At 63.9% G+C, this 18,370-nt stretch carries 18 protein-coding genes; 10 read left to right on the top strand and 8 right to left on the bottom strand.

Going from position 1 to position 18,370, the window contains the following annotated elements:
- Positions 1–129: 129 nt before the first annotated feature.
- The 4 genes from ACIPZC_RS18330 to ACIPZC_RS18315 all read left to right on the top strand — a co-directional run bounded on the left by ACIPZC_RS18330 (position 130) and on the right by ACIPZC_RS18315 (position 5,284).
- The gene (locus ACIPZC_RS18330; RefSeq protein WP_241802860.1) at positions 130–1,917 is read left to right on the top strand and encodes an N-acetylglutaminylglutamine amidotransferase; all 1,788 of its coding nucleotides are present in this window, start codon (positions 130–132) and stop codon (positions 1,915–1,917) included.
- A gap of 3 nt (positions 1,918–1,920) precedes the next feature.
- Positions 1,921–3,666 carry an N-acetylglutaminylglutamine synthetase gene (gene ngg, locus ACIPZC_RS18325; protein ID WP_349976049.1) on the top strand — a complete coding sequence of 582 codons (1,746 nt, stop codon included), beginning with the start codon at positions 1,921–1,923 and terminating at the stop codon, positions 3,664–3,666.
- 144 nt (positions 3,667–3,810) lie between these two features.
- Positions 3,811–4,995 carry an osmoprotectant NAGGN system M42 family peptidase gene (locus ACIPZC_RS18320; protein WP_267821835.1) on the top strand — a complete coding sequence of 395 codons (1,185 nt, stop codon included), beginning with the start codon at positions 3,811–3,813 and terminating at the stop codon, positions 4,993–4,995.
- A gap of 61 nt (positions 4,996–5,056) precedes the next feature.
- A complete protein-coding gene (locus tag ACIPZC_RS18315; RefSeq protein ID WP_039603187.1) occupies positions 5,057–5,284 on the top strand; it encodes a YheU family protein in 228 nt (75 codons plus the stop codon).
- Positions 5,285–5,338: 54 nt separating this feature from the next.
- Here the strand turns inward: ACIPZC_RS18315 and csrA are convergent, their stop codons facing one another.
- Entirely contained in the window at positions 5,339–5,527 is a 189-nt protein-coding gene (gene csrA, locus ACIPZC_RS18310) for a carbon storage regulator CsrA (protein ID WP_241802856.1), read from the bottom strand.
- A gap of 120 nt (positions 5,528–5,647) precedes the next feature.
- Positions 5,648–6,463: an SDR family oxidoreductase gene (locus ACIPZC_RS18305; RefSeq protein ID WP_349976048.1), complete on the bottom strand. Its 816-nt coding sequence runs from the start codon at positions 6,461–6,463 to the stop codon at positions 5,648–5,650.
- Between the two features lie 205 nt (positions 6,464–6,668).
- On the opposite strand from ACIPZC_RS18305, the gene ACIPZC_RS18300 reads away from it, so the two are divergent.
- The gene (locus ACIPZC_RS18300; RefSeq protein ID WP_003252624.1) at positions 6,669–6,821 is read left to right on the top strand and encodes a DUF3309 family protein; all 153 of its coding nucleotides are present in this window, start codon (positions 6,669–6,671) and stop codon (positions 6,819–6,821) included.
- A 73-nt stretch (positions 6,822–6,894) separates the two neighbouring features.
- On the opposite strand, the gene ACIPZC_RS18295 is transcribed toward ACIPZC_RS18300, so the two are convergent.
- The 3 genes from ACIPZC_RS18295 to ACIPZC_RS18285 form a co-directional block, all read right to left on the bottom strand.
- Positions 6,895–8,559 (bottom strand): cation acetate symporter, encoded by a 1,665-nt coding sequence (locus ACIPZC_RS18295; protein WP_241802854.1) that lies wholly within the window; start codon positions 8,557–8,559, stop codon positions 6,895–6,897.
- A complete protein-coding gene (locus ACIPZC_RS18290; RefSeq protein ID WP_176517221.1) occupies positions 8,556–8,867 on the bottom strand; it encodes a DUF485 domain-containing protein in 312 nt (103 codons plus the stop codon). Before ACIPZC_RS18290 ends, ACIPZC_RS18295 begins: the two co-directional genes overlap by 4 nt.
- A 164-nt stretch (positions 8,868–9,031) precedes the next feature.
- Complete coding sequence (locus ACIPZC_RS18285) at positions 9,032–9,892, bottom strand: glycine betaine ABC transporter substrate-binding protein (protein WP_400628605.1); 861 nt, start codon at positions 9,890–9,892, stop codon at positions 9,032–9,034.
- A 197-nt stretch (positions 9,893–10,089) separates the two neighbouring features.
- On the opposite strand from ACIPZC_RS18285, the gene ACIPZC_RS18280 reads away from it, so the two are divergent.
- Positions 10,090–11,655, top strand: a complete 1,566-nt coding sequence (locus ACIPZC_RS18280) for a beta (1-6) glucans synthase (RefSeq protein WP_400628603.1) — start codon at positions 10,090–10,092, stop codon at positions 11,653–11,655.
- Positions 11,656–11,706: 51 nt separating this feature from the next.
- On the opposite strand, the gene ACIPZC_RS18275 is transcribed toward ACIPZC_RS18280, so the two are convergent.
- On the bottom strand, positions 11,707–12,075 hold the full coding sequence (locus ACIPZC_RS18275) for a hypothetical protein (RefSeq protein WP_400628601.1): 369 nt from the start codon (positions 12,073–12,075) through the stop codon (positions 11,707–11,709).
- A 195-nt stretch (positions 12,076–12,270) separates the two neighbouring features.
- Here ACIPZC_RS18275 and ACIPZC_RS18270 point away from each other — a divergent pair, with 195 nt between their 5' ends.
- The gene (locus tag ACIPZC_RS18270; RefSeq protein WP_241802847.1) at positions 12,271–13,569 is read left to right on the top strand and encodes a serine/threonine protein kinase; all 1,299 of its coding nucleotides are present in this window, start codon (positions 12,271–12,273) and stop codon (positions 13,567–13,569) included.
- A complete protein-coding gene (locus ACIPZC_RS18265) occupies positions 13,562–14,386 on the top strand; it encodes a VacJ family lipoprotein (RefSeq protein ID WP_267821821.1) in 825 nt (274 codons plus the stop codon). Before ACIPZC_RS18270 ends, ACIPZC_RS18265 begins: the two co-directional genes overlap by 8 nt.
- Positions 14,387–14,442: 56 nt before the next feature.
- Here ACIPZC_RS18265 and ACIPZC_RS18260 read toward each other — a convergent pair whose 3' ends face one another.
- Complete coding sequence (locus tag ACIPZC_RS18260; protein ID WP_400628598.1) at positions 14,443–15,591, bottom strand: patatin-like phospholipase family protein; 1,149 nt, start codon at positions 15,589–15,591, stop codon at positions 14,443–14,445.
- A gap of 66 nt (positions 15,592–15,657) precedes the next feature.
- The gene (locus ACIPZC_RS18255) at positions 15,658–16,593 is read right to left on the bottom strand and encodes a lipid A biosynthesis lauroyl acyltransferase (protein ID WP_241802836.1); all 936 of its coding nucleotides are present in this window, start codon (positions 16,591–16,593) and stop codon (positions 15,658–15,660) included.
- A gap of 111 nt (positions 16,594–16,704) precedes the next feature.
- On the opposite strand from ACIPZC_RS18255, the gene minC reads away from it, so the two are divergent.
- The gene (gene minC / locus ACIPZC_RS18250; RefSeq protein WP_349976044.1) at positions 16,705–17,457 is read left to right on the top strand and encodes a septum site-determining protein MinC; all 753 of its coding nucleotides are present in this window, start codon (positions 16,705–16,707) and stop codon (positions 17,455–17,457) included.
- Positions 17,458–17,557: 100 nt separating this feature from the next.
- Complete coding sequence (gene minD, locus ACIPZC_RS18245) at positions 17,558–18,370, top strand: septum site-determining protein MinD (RefSeq protein WP_012313198.1); 813 nt, start codon at positions 17,558–17,560, stop codon at positions 18,368–18,370.

Below are 18,370 nucleotides of genomic sequence, written 5' to 3'. Positions count from 1 at the left end.
ATTGGCCGTAACGCAGGGCACTACTTATAACAGATCGATCTAAAACTCTCACAAATCCCCCAGGTCAGTTCCTTACAGGTGCCCTAAACTGGGGCGCTGATTCCCCAACGGAAAAACCGGTAAGGACCTATGTGCGGATTAGCAGGAGAGTTGCGTTTCACCCCCATCGACCAAGCCCCTCGCCCGGCGGACCTCGCCGCGGTAGAGCGCATGACCCATCACCTGGCGCCCCGTGGCCCCGACGCCTGGGGCTTCCATAGCCTGGGCCCGATCGCCCTTGGCCATCGCCGGCTGAAAATCATGGACCTGTCCGACGGCTCGGCTCAGCCCATGGTCGACAACACCCTGGGCCTGTCTCTGGCCTTCAACGGGGCTATCTACAACTTCCCCGAACTACGCCAAGAGCTACAGGACCTGGGCTACACCTTCTGGTCCGACGGCGATACCGAGGTGCTGCTCAAGGGCTACCACGCCTGGGGCGCGGCCCTGTTGCCCAAGCTCAACGGCATGTTCGCCCTGGCCATCTGGGAGCGCGACAACCAGCGCCTGTTCCTGGCCCGCGACCGCCTGGGCGTCAAGCCTTTGTACCTGTCGCGCAACGGCGAACGCCTGCGCTTTGCCTCGACCCTGCCAGCGCTGCTCAAAGGTGGCGACATCGATCCGATGATCGACCCGGTAGCGCTCAACCACTACCTCAACTTCCACGCGGTGGTGCCGGCGCCACGCACCTTGCTGGCCAATGTGCAAAAGCTCGAACCCGGCACCTGGATGCGCATCGACCGCCACGGTGAAGTCGAGCGCCAGACCTGGTGGCAGCTGCACTACGGCCCCAACCCGGACGAGCGCGACCTGGACCTGGAAGGCTGGACCACCCGTGTGCTCGATGCCACCCGTGATGCCGTCGGCATCCGCCAGCGCGCCGCGGTAGACGTGGGTGTACTGCTGTCCGGCGGCGTCGACTCCAGCCTGTTGGTCGGCTTGCTGCGGGAAGTGGGCGTAGATGACCTGTCGACGTTCTCCATCGGCTTCGAAGATGCCGGCGGCGAGCGCGGTGACGAGTTCCAGTACTCCGACCTGATCGCCAAGCACTACGGCACCCGCCACCACAAGCTGCGCATCGCCGAAAGCGAAATCATCGAGCAATTGCCGGCCGCGTTCCGCGCCATGAGCGAGCCGATGGTCAGCCACGACTGCATCGCCTTCTACCTGCTGTCACGCGAGGTGGCCAAGCATTGCAAGGGCGTGCAGAGCGGCCAGGGTGCCGACGAGCTGTTCGCCGGCTACCACTGGTACCCGCAGGTGGACGGCGCCGATGACGCCTTTGGCGCCTACCGCGATGCGTTCTTCGACCGCAGCCATGCCGAGTACCGCGATACCGTGCAAGCCCCTTGGCTGCTGGAGACCGATGTTGCCGGCGACTTCGTGCGTGAACACTTCGCCCGCCCGGGCGCGCCCGACGCGGTGGACAAGGCGCTGCGCCTGGACAGCACGGTGATGCTGGTCGACGACCCGGTCAAACGGGTCGACAACATGACCATGGCCTGGGGCCTGGAAGCCCGTACGCCGTTCCTGGATTACCGCCTGGTCGAATTGTCGGCACGTATCCCGGCGCGCTTCAAACTGCCCGATGGCGGCAAGCATGTGCTCAAGCAAGCCGCACGCCGGGTGATCCCCCATGAGGTGATCGACCGCAAGAAAGGCTACTTCCCGGTACCCGGCCTCAAGCACCTGCAAGGCGCCACCCTGGACTGGGTACGCGAGCTGCTCACCGACCCCAGCCAGGACCGCGGGCTGTTCAACCCGACCATGATCGACCGCCTGCTGAGCAACCCGCATGGCCAACTTACCCCGCTGCGCGGCTCCAAGCTGTGGCAGCTGGCGGCGCTGAACCTGTGGCTCAGCGAACAAGGAATCTGACCGATGAAAGCCCATGAAACTGCCTACGGTCAGCGCTTGTTGCGTGGCCAGACGCCGTCTTACGAGCGCCTGCAGGCGCGCCTGGCCGGCGATGGCAGCGAACCCCACGACCAGCCGCGTGCGCTGCACTGCGGCTGGGGCCGGCTGCTGATAGGTCACACCTACCCCGACCCGGCCAGCCTGGCCGAGGCACTGCAGCAGGAACGCCCCGGCGAGCGTGACATCGCGCTGTATGTGGCGGCCCCTCAACAGCTGCTGGCGCAGGCACCGCAGCAGCTGTTTCTGGACCCGTCCGACACGCTGCGGCTGTGGTTCACCGACTACCGCCAGGCGCAACGCGTGTTTCGCGGTTTCCGCATCCGCCGTGCACAAAGCAGCAGTGACTGGCAGGCGATCAACACCCTGTACCAGGCACGCGGCATGCTGCCGGTGCAGCCGGAACTGCTGACGCCGCGCCACCAGGGCGGGCCGGTGTACTGGCTGGCCGAAGATGAAGACAGCGGCGCGGTGATCGGCAGCGTCATGGGCCTGAACCACAGCAAGGCGTTCGATGACCCCGAGCACGGCAGCAGCCTGTGGTGCCTGGCCGTGGACCCGCATTGCACCCGCCCTGGCGTGGGTGAGGTGCTGGTGCGCCACCTGGTCGAGCACTTCATGAGCCGCGGCCTGGCCTATCTGGACTTGTCGGTGCTGCACGACAACCGTCAGGCCAAGCGGCTGTATGAAAAGCTCGGTTTCCGCAACCTGCCGACCTTCGCCGTCAAGCGCAAGAACGGCATCAACCAGCAATTGTTTCTTGGCCCCGGCCCTGAGGCGGGGTTGAACCCGTATGCACGGATCATCGTCGATGAGGCCTACCGCCGTGGCATCGAGGTGCAGGTGGACGACGCCGCAGGCGGGCTGTTCACCCTCAGCCTCGGCGGGCGCCGCGTGCGTTGCCGCGAGTCGCTCAGCGACCTGACCAGTGCGGTCAGCATGACCCTCTGCCAGGACAAGCGCCTGACCCAGCAAACCTTGCACAACGCAGGCCTGCTGGTGCCGGTGCAGCAACTGGCCGGCAATGCCGACGATAACCTGGCGTTTCTCGACGAGCACGGCGCGGTGGTGGTCAAACCGGTCGATGGTGAGCAGGGCCAAGGGGTGGCGGTGAACCTGACGACTTACGAGGAAGTCAGCCAGGCCATCGAACACGCCCGCCGCTTCGACAGCCGCGTGCTGCTGGAGAGCTTCCACCCGGGGCATGACCTGCGCATCGTGGTGATCGGTTTCGAGGTGGTTGCAGCGGCGGTTCGGCATCCGGCCCAGGTGGTTGGTGACGGCAAGCACAGCATCCATCAGTTGATCGAAGCCCAGAGCCGCCGCCGTCAGGCCGCTACCGGTGGTGAAAGCCGCATTCCGCTGGACGACGAGACCGAGCGCACCTTGCGTGACGCCGGTTTCGACTACACCAGCGTACTGCCCGCAGGCCAGCGCCTGGCTGTGCGCCGCACCGCCAACCTGCACACCGGCGGCACCCTGGAGGACGTTACCGAGCGCCTGCACCCGGTGCTGGCCGATGCCGCCGTGCGCGCTGCGCGGGCGCTGGAGATTCCAGTGGTGGGCCTGGACCTGATGGTGCGTGATGCCGAACAGCCGGACTACGTGATCATCGAGGCCAACGAGCGCGCCGGCTTGGCCAACCATGAGCCGCAGCCAACTGCAGAGCGCTTTGTCGACCTGCTGTTCCCGCACAGCCGGGCGTTGGCGTGAATCAATGACGGCCCTCTCGCCGGCAAGCCGGCTCCCACTGGTCTCTCGCGCAGCTTCCTGAACCTGTGCATTACCCCCTACCTGTGGGCGCCGGCTTGCCGGCGATGGGGCCGGCAAGAGCAAAGCAATACCTGAGGAGTACCCATGTCTGAACGATACCCCGAGCCGGACCTTGACTACCTCAAGCGCGTCTTGCTGGAGATGCTCGCCATCCCCAGCCCGACCGGCTTCACCGATACCATCGTGCGCTATGTCGCCGAACGCCTGGACGAACTGGGCATTCCCTTCGAACTGACCCGCCGCGGCACCATCCGCGCCACCCTCAAAGGCCGGCAAAGCTCGCCAGACCGCGCCGTCTCGGCCCACCTCGACACCATCGGCGCCAGCGTGCGCCAGCTGCAGGACAACGGCCGCCTGGCCCTGGCCCCGGTGGGGTGCTGGTCGAGCCGCTTCGCCGAGGGCAGCCGGGTCAGCGTCTTCACCGACACCGGCGTGTTCCGCGGCAGCGTATTGCCACTGATGGCCAGCGGGCACGCCTTCAATACCGCCATCGACCAGATGCCCGTCAGCTGGGAACACGTCGAAGTGCGCCTGGACGCCTACTGCGCCACCCGCGCCGACTGCGAGTCCTTGGGGATTGCCATCGGCGACTTCGTGGCATTCGACCCGCTGCCGGAGTTCACCGAGAGCGGCCATATCAGTGCCCGCCATCTGGACGACAAAGCCGGCGTGGCTGCGCTGCTGGCAGCCCTCAAGGCAGTGGTGGAAAGTGGCCGCCAGCCGATGATCGACTGTCACCCGCTGTTCACCATTACCGAAGAAACCGGCTCAGGCGCTGCCGCTGCCCTGCCCTGGGACGTCAGCGAGTTCGTCGGCATCGACATCGCCCCGGTAGCACCCGGCCAGGCATCGAGCGAGCACGCGGTCAGTGTGGCCATGCAGGACTCGTCGGGGCCCTACGATTACCACCTGTCACGCCACCTGCTGAAACTGGCCGGCGACCAGGATGTGCCGGTGCGCCGTGACGTGTTCCGCTATTACTTCAGCGATGCCCATTCGGCGGTCACCGCCGGGCACGACATCCGCACCGCGCTGGTGGCGTTCGGTTGCGATGCCACCCACGGTTACGAGCGCACCCATATCGACAGCCTGGCCGCGCTCAGCCGCCTGTTGTCGGGTTACCTGCTCAGCCCGCCGGTGTTCGCAAGCGATTCCAACCCGACCAATGCGTCCCTGGAGCGCTTCAGCCACCAGCTGGAGCACGATGCGCAGATGGAGAGCGACACCCGGGTGCCTGCAGTCGACAGCCTGGTGGGGAACAAGGAGTGAGCCGCAGCGGCCCGGTTTGGCGTAGCATGGGCGCATTCCGTTACCAAGCTGATTGCCGCCCATGCTGATCCCCTACGAACACCTGCAAGCCGAAACCCTGACGCGCCTGATCGAGGACTTCGTCACCCGCGACGGCACCGACAATGGCGACGACACGCCACTGGAAACCCGTGTGCTGCGGGTGCGCCAGGCGCTGGCCAAGGGCCAGGCGTTCATCCTGTTCGACCCGGAAAGCCAGCAGTGCCAGCTGCTGGCCAAGCACGATGTGCCGCGCGAACTGCTCGACTGATCGATACCCACCGCTTCGCGGCACTCGCCCGCGAAGCGGTGGGTAACGTCGACATCAAGCCGATTTGCCCTTGCGCTTCTCCCCCGCCTTTATCCGCTTGTACACCTCTGCCCGGTGCACCGACACTTCACGCGGCGCGCTCACGCCAAAACGCACCATGCCATTGCGTGTTTCCACCACCTTGATCTGAATGTCGTCACCAATGTTGATGACTTCGCCGACTTCACGTCCAATGACCAACATGTTCCGGCCCTCCGGCAACAGGAAAAACCGGAGATTGCATGGGGAAATCCGCTGACTCAACGCCCCGGGAGCAATTCAGAGCAAGCCTACACTGGCTGGTAATTCGCCCTACAGACGGTACTACAATCCGCGCGCCTGGGCCTTGCTACGCATCTTCACCGCCATCTCTGCCATCTCGTCATACAGCCGCTGCGGCGCCTGCTGCTTGAGCTGCCACGCCTGGCGCCCGGCCTCGTGGGGCAGGATCAGGAATTCACCGGCCTCGACCTGCTGGTGGATGTAGTCGGCGATGTCCGCTGCACTGATCGGCGAGCCCTCCAGCAGTTTGCCCACCTGGGCCTTCATGGCCGGGTTCGGGCCACGGAAGGAGTCCAGCAGGTTGGTCTGGAAGAACGACGGGCACACCACGTGCACCGCCACTTCCAGCTGGCGCAGCTCTACCAGCAGGCTCTCCGACAGCGCCAGCACACCGGCCTTGGCAACGTTGTAGTTGCTCATGCCCGGCCCCTGCATCAGGGCCGCCATCGACGCCACATTGATGATGCGCCCCTTGCTGCGCTCGAGCAGTGGCAGGAAGGCCTTGCAGCCTTTGACCACGCCCATCAGGTTGACCGCGATCTGCCAGTCCCAGTCTTCCAGCGACAGCTCGGCGAAGAAGCCGCCCGACGCTACACCGGCGTTGTTGACGATCACGTCGATACCGTCGAACTTCTCTTCGCAGGCCTGGGCCAGGGCGGTCAGCTGGCTGTAGTCGCGCACGTCGCAGCGCTGGATGAAACCCTCGCCACCGGCACCCCGCACCTGCTCAAGGGTTTCGCGCAGCCCTGGCTCGTTGACATCGGCCAGCGCCAGGCGCCAGCCCTCGCGCGCCCAGCGCAGGGCAATCTCGCGGCCGAGGCCGGAACCGGCGCCAGTGATCATGATGCGTTTGTGCATGGTGGCAGGCCTTGTACTGATGGGTGATGAGCCCAGTCTAATCAAGGCGTTGCCGTCAGGGAGGGTCCATCAGGGTAGTGAATGGGTGGGCATGACCCTACGGTCGTGCCAAGCAAATGGAATCTTTGCCAAGCGGCGCCGGTCCGAATTAACAAGAGGCCAGCTACTCGAGGCCCTTGACCCCTAACCACGCAAGGACTCCGTCATGACCACGATCCTCATCATCATCCTCATCCTGCTGTTGATTGGTGGCTTACCGGTCTTCCCGCACTCGCGCAGCTGGGGCTATGGCCCGTCCGGCATCATTGGCGTGGTGCTGGTGATACTGCTGGTGTTGTTGTTGCTTGGGATGATCTAGCGCTGTCAGGCGCTGCAATGCAAAAAACCGCGCTACGGCATCAGCCGCAGCGCGGTTTTTCATTGGGCGTCAATCAGTGCGACACGGCGCCCGAAGCCCCCAGGCCAGTCTGCGAGCGGACGAACTGCGGGAAGAACAGTGCACGTTCGCTTTCAGCTGCCTTGGACTTGTCGGTGACCGAGAAGAACCAGATACCGACGAAGGCAATCAGCATCGAGAACAGCGCCGGGTACTCGTACGGGTAGATAGGCTTCTCGTGGCCGAGGATCTGCACCCAGATGGTCGGGCCAAGGATCATCAGCGTCACTGCACTCACCAGGCCCAGCCAGCCGCCGATCATGGCGCCGCGGGTGGTCAGCTTTTTCCAGTACATCGAAAGCAGCAGGACTGGGAAGTTGCAGCTGGCGGCAATGGAGAACGCCAGGCCGACCATGAAGGCGATGTTCTGCTTCTCGAACAGAATGCCCAGGCCGATCGCCAGCACGCCAAGGGCGATGGTGGTGATCTTCGACACACGGATCTCGTCCTTGTCGTTGGCCTTGCCCTTGCGCCATACGCTGGCGTACAGGTCATGGGACACCGCCGAGGCACCGGCCAGGGTCAGGCCGGCAACCACCGCCAGGATGGTGGCGAACGCCACCGCCGAGATGAAGCCCAGGAAGATGCTGCCACCCACGGCATCGGCCAGGTGCACCGCCGCCATGTTGTTGCCGCCCAGCAGGGCGCCGGCGGCGTCCTTGAAGTCCGGGTTGGTGCTGACCAGCAGGATCGCGCCAAAGCCGATGATGAAGGTCAGGATGTAGAAGTAGCCGATGAAGCCGGTGGCGTACAGCACGCTCTTGCGGGCTTCCTTGGCGTCACTGACGGTGAAGAAGCGCATCAGGATATGCGGCAGGCCGGCAGTACCGAACATCAGCGCCAGGCCCAGCGAAAACGCCGAGATCGGGTCCTTGACCAGGCCGCCCGGGCTCATGATCGCCTCACCCTTGCTGTGCACCTTGATCGCTTCGGAGAACAGGGTGTTGAAGTCGAAGCCTACGTGCTTCATCACCATCAGTGCCATGAAGCTGGCACCGGACAGCAGCAGTACGGCCTTGATGATCTGTACCCAGGTGGTGGCCAGCATGCCGCCGAACAGTACGTACAGGCACATCAGGATGCCCACCAGGATCACCGCGACATGGTAGTCAAGGCCGAACAGCAGCTCGATGAGCTTGCCGGCGCCGACCATCTGCGCGATCAGGTAGAAGGCCACCACCACCAGTGAACCGGAGGCCGACAGGGTACGGATTTCCTTTTGCCCCAGGCGGTAGGACGCTACGTCGGCAAAGGTGTATTTGCCCAGGTTGCGCAGGCGCTCGGCGATCAGGAACAGAATGATCGGCCAGCCGACCAGGAAGCCGATCGAGTAGATCAGGCCGTCGTAGCCGGAGGTGAACACCAGCGCGGAAATACCCAGGAACGACGCTGCCGACATGTAGTCGCCGGCAATCGCCAGACCGTTCTGAAAGCCGGTGATCTTGCCGCCGGCAGCGTAGTAGTCGGCTGCCGACTTGTTACGCTTGGAGGCCCAGTAGGTGATGCCCAAGGTAAAGGCGACGAAGGCCACGAACATGGCGATCGCTGCGACGTTCAGCGGCTGTTTCTGCACCTCGCCGGTCAGGGCATCGGCTGCCCACACGGCGGGTGCGAAAACGCCGCAGGCCAGTACGGCCAAGGCTTTGGTGTGGCGAATCATTGTTGCGCCTCCTTGAGGATGGCCTTGTTCAGCTCATCGAATTCGCCGTTGGCGCGGCGCACGTAGATGGCGGTCAGGACGAATGCCGAAACGATCAGGCCGACGCCCAGGGGGATGCCCCAGGTAATCGACGACTCAGGGCTGAGCTTGGCGCCCAGCAGATGAGGACCGTAGGCGATCAGGAGGATGAAGGCGCAGTACAGGCCGAGCATGATCGCCGAGAGAACCCAGGCGAACCGTTCGCGCTTGCTGACCAGCTCCTTGAAACGGGGGCTGTTTTGTATCGAGAGGTAAATGCTGTCGTTCATTGTTTTTGTCCTAGCAGCACAGATAGGGGATGGAACCCACACCGTCACTTTATGCTGCCTTTGAACGCCAACCAGACGACCTTAGTCTTAGATGCAATGCTGTTTTGCAGAATCAGTAACAAAGCGGGGCCACTGTGTGGCCCCGTTCTGGAGAATCTGATCGGTTATTTGCCCGTCCACTCCTGGACACGATCCGGGTGCTTGGCTACCCAATCTTTCGCCGCAGCTTCAGGCTTGGCGCCTTCCTGAATCGCCAGCATCACCTCGCCAATCTCATCCTTGGAATTCCAGCTGAACTTCTTCAGGAACTCGGCCACTTCCGGCGCTTTGGTCGCCAACTCTTTGCTGCCGATGCTGTTGACCGTCTCGGCCGCGCCATAGACGCCTTTGGGGTCTTCAAGGAACTTCAGCTTCCATTTGGCGAACATCCAGTGCGGCACCCAGCCGGTCACGGCGATGGACTGCTGCTTGGCGTAGGCACGGCCCAGTTCTGCGGTCATCGCCGCGCCGGAGCTTGCCTGCAGCTTGTAGCCGGTAAGGTCGTAGTCCTTGATGGCCTGGTCGGTCTTGAGCATGACCCCGGAGCCTGCGTCGATGCCGACGATCTTCTGCTTGAAGCTTTCATCGGTCTTGAGGTCGGTGATGCTGTTGGCCTTGACGTACTCCGGCACGATCAGGCCGATCTTGGCATCTTTGAAGTTGGCGCCGTAATCGACCACGTTGTCCTTGTTCTTGGTCCAGTACTCACCATGGGTTACCGGCAGCCAGGCCGAGAGCATGGCGTCGAGTTTGCCGGTGGCTACACCCTGCCACATGATGCCGGTGGCCACGGCCTGCAGCTTCACGTCGTAGCCGAGCTTCTGCTTGATCACTTCGGCGGCCACGTTGGTGGTCGCCACGCTGTCGGCCCAGCCATCCACGTAACCGATGCTCACTTCTTTGGCCATGGCCTGTGCACCGCTCATGGCCAATACCAGGGCGGTGCCCGCCCCCAGGAGTCGTCGCATTTTCTTCAAAGTTGCCATCAAAGCATCCCCTCGTCAGGTCTCGGAGATTGCATCATGGTCCTGCAACGCTGCCCAACCTGCTCCAGCTGCGACCTGCAACCGAACCCTTTGCGACAGCACTGTGCCATTAGCGGCATCGGCCTGCGCCATTCTGCGCGATCCTTGCATGCCAAAGGTTTGGCGCCGGGCTACTATCTAACGCTTTGCGCCTGACGATGGACCGCCTGATGCCCAGCCCTGCCCGCCTGCTGCTCCCGCTGTACCTGTTCGCCTGCCTGCTTGCCCTCTCAGGGCTTGGGGCGCTCTGGTACACGCTCGGCAAGCCGATCCTGCTACCGGACGCGGCCAGCCCCACGCACAAATTGCAGTGCGCCTCCTACACGCCGTTCGACAAGGACCAGTCGCCGTTCGACCAGCCTTTTCGCTTGCGCCCGGCGCGCATGGACGCTGACCTGGCGCTGTTGGCTGAACGATTTCAGTGCATCCGCACCTATTCCATGACCGGACTGGAAGCGATCCCGGCACTGGCGCGCAAGCATGGCCTGAAGGTGATGCTCGGGGCCTGGGTCAATGCCAACCCGGTCGATACCGACAAGGAAGTGGATCTGCTGATTGCCGCCGCCAACGCCAACCCGGATGTGGTCAGTGCGGTGATCGTGGGCAACGAGGCGTTGCTGCGCAAGGAAGTGACCGGCGAGCGCCTGGCCGCGCTGATCGGCAACGTGAAGCGCCAGGTCAAGGTACCGGTGACCTATGCCGATGTCTGGGAGTTCTGGCTGCAGCACCCGCAGGTGGCGCCAGCGGTGGACTTTTTGACGATTCACCTGTTGCCCTACTGGGAGGACGACCCGCGTGGTATCGAAGATGCCCTGGCGCATGTCGCCGATGTGCGTCGGGTGTTCGGTACGCGCTTTGCGCCCAAGGATATCTTCATCGGCGAAACCGGCTGGCCCAGCGAAGGCCGCCAGCGCGAGACGGCCGTGCCCAGCCGGGCCAACGAGGCACGCTTCATCCGCGGTTTCGTCGCCATGGCCGAGGCCAATGGCTGGCACTACAACCTGATCGAAGCCTTCGACCAGCCGTGGAAGCGCGCCAGTGAAGGCGCGGTGGGCGGCTACTGGGGGCTGTACGATGCCGACCGGCAGGACAAAGGGGTACTCGAGGGCCCGGTGAGCAACCTGCACCACTGGCCGCAATGGTTGCTGGCAAGCGTGGTGTTGATGGCAACGATGCTGCTGTTCGCCGGGCGTCCTGGCACCGCGGCTGGGGCTTTGCTGTTGCCCTTGCTGGCGGCGTTTGGAGCTGGCTGCCTGGGGCTGTGGGGCGAGTTGATGCGCACCCACGCACGGTTCGCCGGGGAATGGCTGTGGGCGGCGTTGCTGGCGGGGCTGAACCTGCTGGTGTTGGCCCATGCGGTGCTGGCGCTGGCGCGCCGGGCTGGCTGGCGGGAACGTTGGTTCGCCTGGTTCGAGGCGCGCGCAGGGTGGCTATTGCTGGCGGCGGGCTTTGCGGCGGCAGTGAGCATGCTGGCGATGGTGTTCGACCCGCGTTATCGCAGTTTCCCCACGGCGGCGCTGGCGTTGCCGGCTGTGGTTTACCTGTTGCGCCCGGTGGCGGCGGCACGGGCAGAGGTGGCGCTGCTGGCGTTCATCGTCGGGGCCGGGGTGATGCCTCAGCTGTACCGGGAAGGGCTGGAGAATCAGCAGGCCTGGGGTTGGGCGGTGGTCAGTGTGCTGATGACAGCGGCGTTGTGGCGGAGTTTGCGCGTGCGCAAGGCGTGATCCTCCATCGCCGACAAGCCGGTGAGACAGTTGCCAACACAGCAATTGCAGTCAGCCGCGCCGCGCTTGCCGGACCAGCCGTAACCCCGCCAGCACCACAGCAAACACCGCAATGCTGGCGGTATACAGCACCAGCGCCGGGATGCCGAACACCAGCGCCAATACCGCCAGCCACCAACCGTTGCGCCCGCCAACCACCTGCGCCAGCAACGCCAGCGCAAGCCCGGCCCAGGCCATCACCTGAAAGTGAATCCCCAACCCCAGCACCGAGCGCACCTGGCACTGCCAGTGCTCACCGGGCACGGCGCAAAGGCCGACCCACTGCGCCTCCTCCATCAACCCGTAACGCACGCCGTAACTGGCAGCGAGCCACAAGGCGAGAAACAGCAACAGCAGCGCAGCCGGCAAGGTACGAGACATCCTGTTCTCCAATAGCAGTAATCGAAACGGTGCATGATCGCCCAAGGCCAGTTGTAAGGCAAAATCACACTCCTGCAGCTATGTTGCAGATAACAAGCACACCAAAGGCCACCGCACTTGGCAACTTTGCCAAGGCACTTGTGGTCCTAGCCTGCGTAGCGCAGTACCTTGCTCGCGTTCTTTCTGGGGGATTACATGCTTCGATATTGGCGCCTAGCCGCCCTTCTTGGCGGCCTGCTCATGGCTGTGGCCGCTTCTGCGCGCGACATCGACGCCGCGACCTACGGCTTCCCCTTGACCAACCCGTTCGAGGCGACGATCGCCACGACGCCGCCCGATCAGCGACCAACGCTGCCCAGCGACGACGAAATCGACCAGAGCGACTACAGCCTGAATTTGCGCCCGGAGCGTGAGTTCACCCTGCCCGACAACTTCTGGGCAGTGAAAAAGCTCAAGTACCGACTGGCTCGCCAGGACCATGAAGCGCCGCTGATCTTCATCATCGCCGGCACCGGCGCACCGTATTCGAGCACCATCAACGAATACCTGAAAAAGCTGTTCTACCAGGCCGGTTACCACGTGGTTCAGCTGTCGTCGCCGACCAGCTACGACTTCATGAGCGCCGCCTCGCGCTTCGCCACCCCGGGCATCAGCCGGGAAGACGCCGAAGACATGTACCGGGTGATGCAAGCCGTACGTGCCCAGCACCCACGCCTGCCGATCAGCGAGTACTACCTCACCGGTTACAGCCTGGGCGCACTGGACGCAGCGTTCGTCAGCCACCTGGATGAAACCCGTCGCAGCTTCAACTTCAAGCGTGTGCTGCTGCTCAACCCGCCGGTCAACCTGTACACCTCGATCAACAACCTCGACAAACTGGTACAGACCCAGGTCAAAGGCATCGACCGCAGCACCACGTTCTATGAGCTGATGCTGGAAAAGCTCACCCGCTATTTCCAGGACAAGGGCTACATCGACCTCAACGAAGCCCTGCTGTATGACTTCCAGCAGTCGCGTCAGCACCTGTCCAACGAACAGATGGCGATGCTGATCGGCACCTCGTTCCGCTTCTCGGCGGCCGATATCGCCTTCACTTCGGACCTGATCAACCGGCGCGGCCTGATCATCCCGCCGAAGTACCCAATCACCGAAGGCAGCAGCCTTACGCCGTTCTTCAAGCGTGCCCTGCAATGCGACTTCGACTGCTACATGACTGAGCAGGTGATCCCGATGTGGCGCGCCCGCACCGACGGCAACAGCATCCTGCAACTGGTCAACCAGGTGAGCCTGTACGCGCTGGAGGACTACCTGCGCAACAGCCCGAAAATCGCCGTGATGCACAATGCCGACGATGTCATCCTCGGCCCGGGCGATATCGGTTTCCTGCGCAAGGTGTTCGGTGATCGCCTGACCCTTTACCCCCATGGCGGCCATTGCGGCAACCTCAACTACCGCGTCAACAGCGACGCCATGCTGGAGTTCTTCCGTGGTTAACAAATTCCTCTTCGCCACCGCCCTGCTGTTTGCCGGCAATGCCCTGGCCGCGGAAACCGCGCCGCGCACCAGCGTGATCGAGTCCGACCCTCAGGTTACCGCCCAACCTTTGGCCCCCGAAGCGGACGGGTTCATCGACCCGCTGCGCGAACTGAAATTCAACCCAGGCCTGGACCAGCGCGAGTTCGAACGCTCCACCTTGGCGGCGCTCAACGTATACGACCCGCTGGAGTCGCTGAACCGGCGCATCTACCACTTCAACTACCGCCTGGACCAGTGGGTGCTGCTGCCGCTGGTGGACGGCTACCAGTACGTCACGCCCCGGTTCGTGCGCACCGGGGTGAGCAATTTCTTCAACAACCTGGGCGATGTGCCGAACCTGTTCAACAGCGTGCTGCAGCTCAAGGCCAAGCGTTCGGCAGAGATCACCGCACGGCTGATGTTCAATACCATCATCGGTGTGGGTGGCCTCTGGGACCCGGCGACCAAGATGGGCCTGCCGCGCCAGAGCGAGGATTTTGGCCAGACGTTGGGCTTCTATGGCGTGCCTGATGGCCCGTACATCATGCTGCCGGTACTGGGGCCGTCGAACCTGCGCGATACCACCGGGGTGGTGGTGGATTACGCCGGCGAACAGGCGATCAATTACCTGAACATGGCCGAGGTGAGCACCGATCATCCGGAAATCTTCCTGCTGCGCGCGGTGGACAAGCGCTACACCACCAAATTCCGCTATGGCCAGCTCAACTCGCCCTTCGAGTATGAGAAGGTCCGGTATGTGTATACCCAGTCGCGCAAGCTGCAGATTGCCGAGTAACGCGCTGCCGTAAAGGCGGCTTGGTGTCGCGATGGGCCGCACGGCGGCCCCATCGATTACAGCCCCAGAAACTGCACCAGCTCCCGCCGCTTGGTCAGCGCATCCCGCCGCCCCAGCTCGATCAGCTCACTGCAATAGCTGGCCTCGAACAGCAGGTAGCTCAACACCCCCGCCCCGCTGGTCCGCGTCGCCCCCGGGCCGCGCAGGAACACCCGTAGCGCCGCCGGCAGCTCACGCCGATGCCGCGCGGCGATTTCGTCCAGCGGCTGGCTGGGCGCCACCACCAGCACCTCGATCGGCGCCAGCCCCAGGCGTCGCGCATCCAGGTGGGCCGGCAGCAGGCGGCTCAGGTGGTTCAAGCGCTGCAACAGCTCGATATCGCCTTCCAGGCTGTCGATGAACGTGCTGTTGAGCATATGCCCTGCGATCTGCGCCAGGCTTGGCTGGTGCCCACTGAACACGCGCTGGGGCGGCAACGGCGGTGCTGGCCGTTGCGGGTTGCCGCTGACGCCGACCACCAGCACGCGGCTGGCCCCCAGGTGCAGCGCCGGGCTGATCGGCGCCGACTGGCGTACCGCGCCGTCGCCGTAGTACTCGTCACCGAGCCGGACCGGGGCGAACAGCAGCGGGATAGCCGCGCTGGCCAGCAGGTGGTCAACGGTCAATGGCGTGGGCACGCCGAGGCGGCGGTGGCGTAGCCAGGCGTCGATGGTGCCGCGGCCTTGGTAGAAGGTCACCGCCTGGCCAGACTCGTAGCCGAATGCGGTGACCGCAATCGCGCGCAGCTGCTCGCTGGCCAGGGCATGGGTGATGCCATCCAGGTCGATGTGCGCCTGCAACAGGCCGCGCAGCGGGCTGCTGTCGAGCAGCGCAACCGGTGCTTGGCCGCCCAGCCCTAGCAGGCTGTGGCCGACGAAGCGGCTGGCCTGGCGGATCACACCCGGCCAGTCGCTGCGCACCACCAGGTGGCTGCCCAGGTTCTGCCAGAAGGCGGTGAGCCTGTGTACCGCCTCGTTGAAGCGCATGGCGCCACTGGCCAGGGTCACGGCATTGATGGCGCCGGCCGAGGTGCCGACGATCACCGGGAAGGGGTTGGCTGCGCCGGCAGGCAGCAGCTCAGCGATGCCGGCCAGAACACCGACCTGGTAGGCGGCGCGGGCGCCGCCGCCAGAGAGGATCAGGCCGGTGGTGGGGGGTGGGGCCATGTCTTGCTCCCAGGATCTTTGACTGCCAGCGCTGGCCTCATCGCCGGCAAGCCGGCTGCCACATGGTCAGCGCTTTTTCTTGTCATACAGCCGCGGCGCACCTTCAGGCCGCGACTTGAAGCGCCGGTGCGCCCACAGGTATTGCTCGGGGCACTCGCGCAACACGCCTTCGATCCACTGGTTGATGCGCAGGCAATCGGCCTCTTCGCTTTCACCGGGGAAGCCTTCCAGCGGCGGGTGGATCACCAGGCGATAGCCACTGCCATCCTCCAGGCGCTTCTGGGTGAAGGGAATGACCTGCGCCTTGCCCAGGCGGGCAAACTTGGTGGTGGCGGTGACCGTTGCCGCCTGGATGCCGAACAACGGCACGAACAGGCTCTGCTTGGCGCCGTAGTCCTGGTCGGGCGCATACCAGATGGCGCGCCCGGCACGCAGCAGTTTGAGCATGCCGCGCACGTCTTCACGCTCCACGGCCAGCGAATCGAGGTTGTGACGCTCACGGCCGCTGCGCTGAATGAAGTCGAACAGCGCATTGCCATGCTCGCGGTACATGCCGTCGATGGTGTGCACCTGGCCGAGCAAGGCGGCGCCGATCTCCAGGGTGGTGAAATGCACGGCCATGAGGATCGCGCCCTGCCCGGCCTGTTGCGCGGCTTGCAGGTGCTCGAGGCCCTCGATGTGCGCCAGGCGCGCCAGCCTGGCCTTGGGCCACCACCAGCTCATGGCCATTTCGAAGAAGGCGATGCCGGTGGAGGCGAAATTCGCCTTCAACAAACGGCGCCGTTCGTCGACGGACATCTCGGGGAAACACAGTTCCAGGTTGCGTGCAGCGATGCGTCGGCGCTCACCGGCCACCCGGTACATCAGCGCGCCCAGGGCAGCGCCGAGCCACAGCAGGGCGCGGTAGGGCAACTGCACCACCAGCCACAGCAGGCCCAGGCCCAGCCACAGGCCCCAGAACCTGGGGTGAAGGAAATAGGGACGAAAACGCGGGCGTTCCATTGAAGCTTCCGGTAAGTCAAAGGCCGAGCATTCTACATCGGATCGGCGCCGGTTGCGGCCAACCGGTCTTATCGTTATAAGTCAGGGCACTTTTTCCGCAACAAGCCGTCTATGCAGACCATGAGCCCAAACCACACACCCGACACCGCCTCCGTGTTCCAGCTCAAGGGCAGCATGCTCGCCATCACTGTGCTGGAGCTGGGGCGCAACGACCTTGAAGCCCTCGACCGCCAGTTGGCGGCGAAAGTGGCCCAGGCCCCCAATTTCTTCAGCAATACGCCGTTGGTGCTGGCGCTGGACAAGCTGCCAGCCGACGAAGGGGCGATCGACCTGCCCGGGCTGATGCGCATCTGCCGTCACCACGGCCTGCGGACCTTGGCGATCCGTGCCAGCCGCATCGAGGACATCGCTGCGGCGATCGCCATCGACCTGCCGGTACTGCCGCCCTCCGGCGCCCGTGAGCGTCCGCTGGAGCCAGAGCCGGAAGTGAAAAAGCCCGAGCCGGCACCGGCGCCCGCTGCAGAGCCGGAAATCCGCCCGACGCGGATCATCACTTCGCCTGTACGTGGCGGCCAGCAGATCTATGCTCAGGGTGGCGACCTGGTGGTCACAGGGTCGGTAAGCCCGGGTGCGGAACTTCTCGCCGATGGCAACATCCATGTGTACGGCGCCATGCGCGGCCGTGCCCTGGCCGGCATCAAAGGCAACACCAAGGCCCGTATCTTCTGCCAGCAGATGACCGCCGAAATGGTCTCCATCGCTGGCCAGTACAAGGTCTGCGAGGACCTGCGCCGCGACCCGCTGTGGGGCGGCGGCGTGCAAGTCAGCCTGTCTGGTGACGTGTTGAACATCACCCGTCTTTAACGGATACTTGCCGTCATTTTTAGAGCAACTTTTTTACCTGTTGCCGTTTTTTTGCATTTTGCTGGGACGCCTGTCCCGACTTATTTAGGGGTGAAACACCTTGGCCAAGATTCTCGTCGTTACTTCCGGCAAGGGGGGTGTGGGCAAGACCACCACCAGCGCCGCCATCGGCACCGGCCTCGCACTGCGCGGCCACAAGACGGTCATCGTCGACTTCGACGTGGGCCTGCGTAACCTCGACCTGATCATGGGCTGCGAGCGCCGCGTGGTTTACGACTTCGTCAACGTGGTCAACGGCGAAGCCAACCTGCAGCAGGCCCTGATCAAGGACAAGCGCCTGGAGAACCTGTACGTACTGGCCGCCAGCCAGACTCGCGACAAGGACGCGCTGACCCAGGAAGGCGTTGAAAAGGTTCTGATGGACCTCAAAGAACAGTTCGAGTACGTCATCTGCGACTCGCCGGCGGGTATCGAGAAAGGCGCGCACCTGGCCATGTACTTCGCCGACGAAGCCATCGTCGTGACCAACCCTGAAGTGTCTTCGGTACGTGACTCCGACCGTATGCTGGGCATTCTGTCGAGCAAGTCGCGCCGCTCCGAAAACGGGGAAGAGCCGATCAAGGAACACCTGCTGATCACGCGTTACCACCCGGAGCGTGTGGTCAAGGGCGAAATGCTGAGCGTGGCCGACGTGGAAGAGATTCTGTCGATCAAGCTCAAGGGCGTGATCCCGGAGTCGCAGGCGGTACTCAAGGCGTCCAACCAAGGTATCCCGGTCATTCTCGATGATCAGAGCGATGCCGGCCAGGCCTACAGCGATGCGGTCGACCGCCTGCTGGGCAAAGAGAAGCCGATGCGCTTCATCGATGTACAGAAGAAGGGATTCTTCGAGCGCATTTTCGGGAGCAAATAA

This window comes from Pseudomonas sp. NPDC089743 (genome assembly GCF_044748785.1).
GTDB lineage: Bacteria > Pseudomonadota > Gammaproteobacteria > Pseudomonadales > Pseudomonadaceae > Aquipseudomonas > Aquipseudomonas putida_X.
The sequence above is the reverse complement of the archived record's forward strand: the minus strand, read 5'-3'. Positions and strand labels throughout refer to the sequence as shown.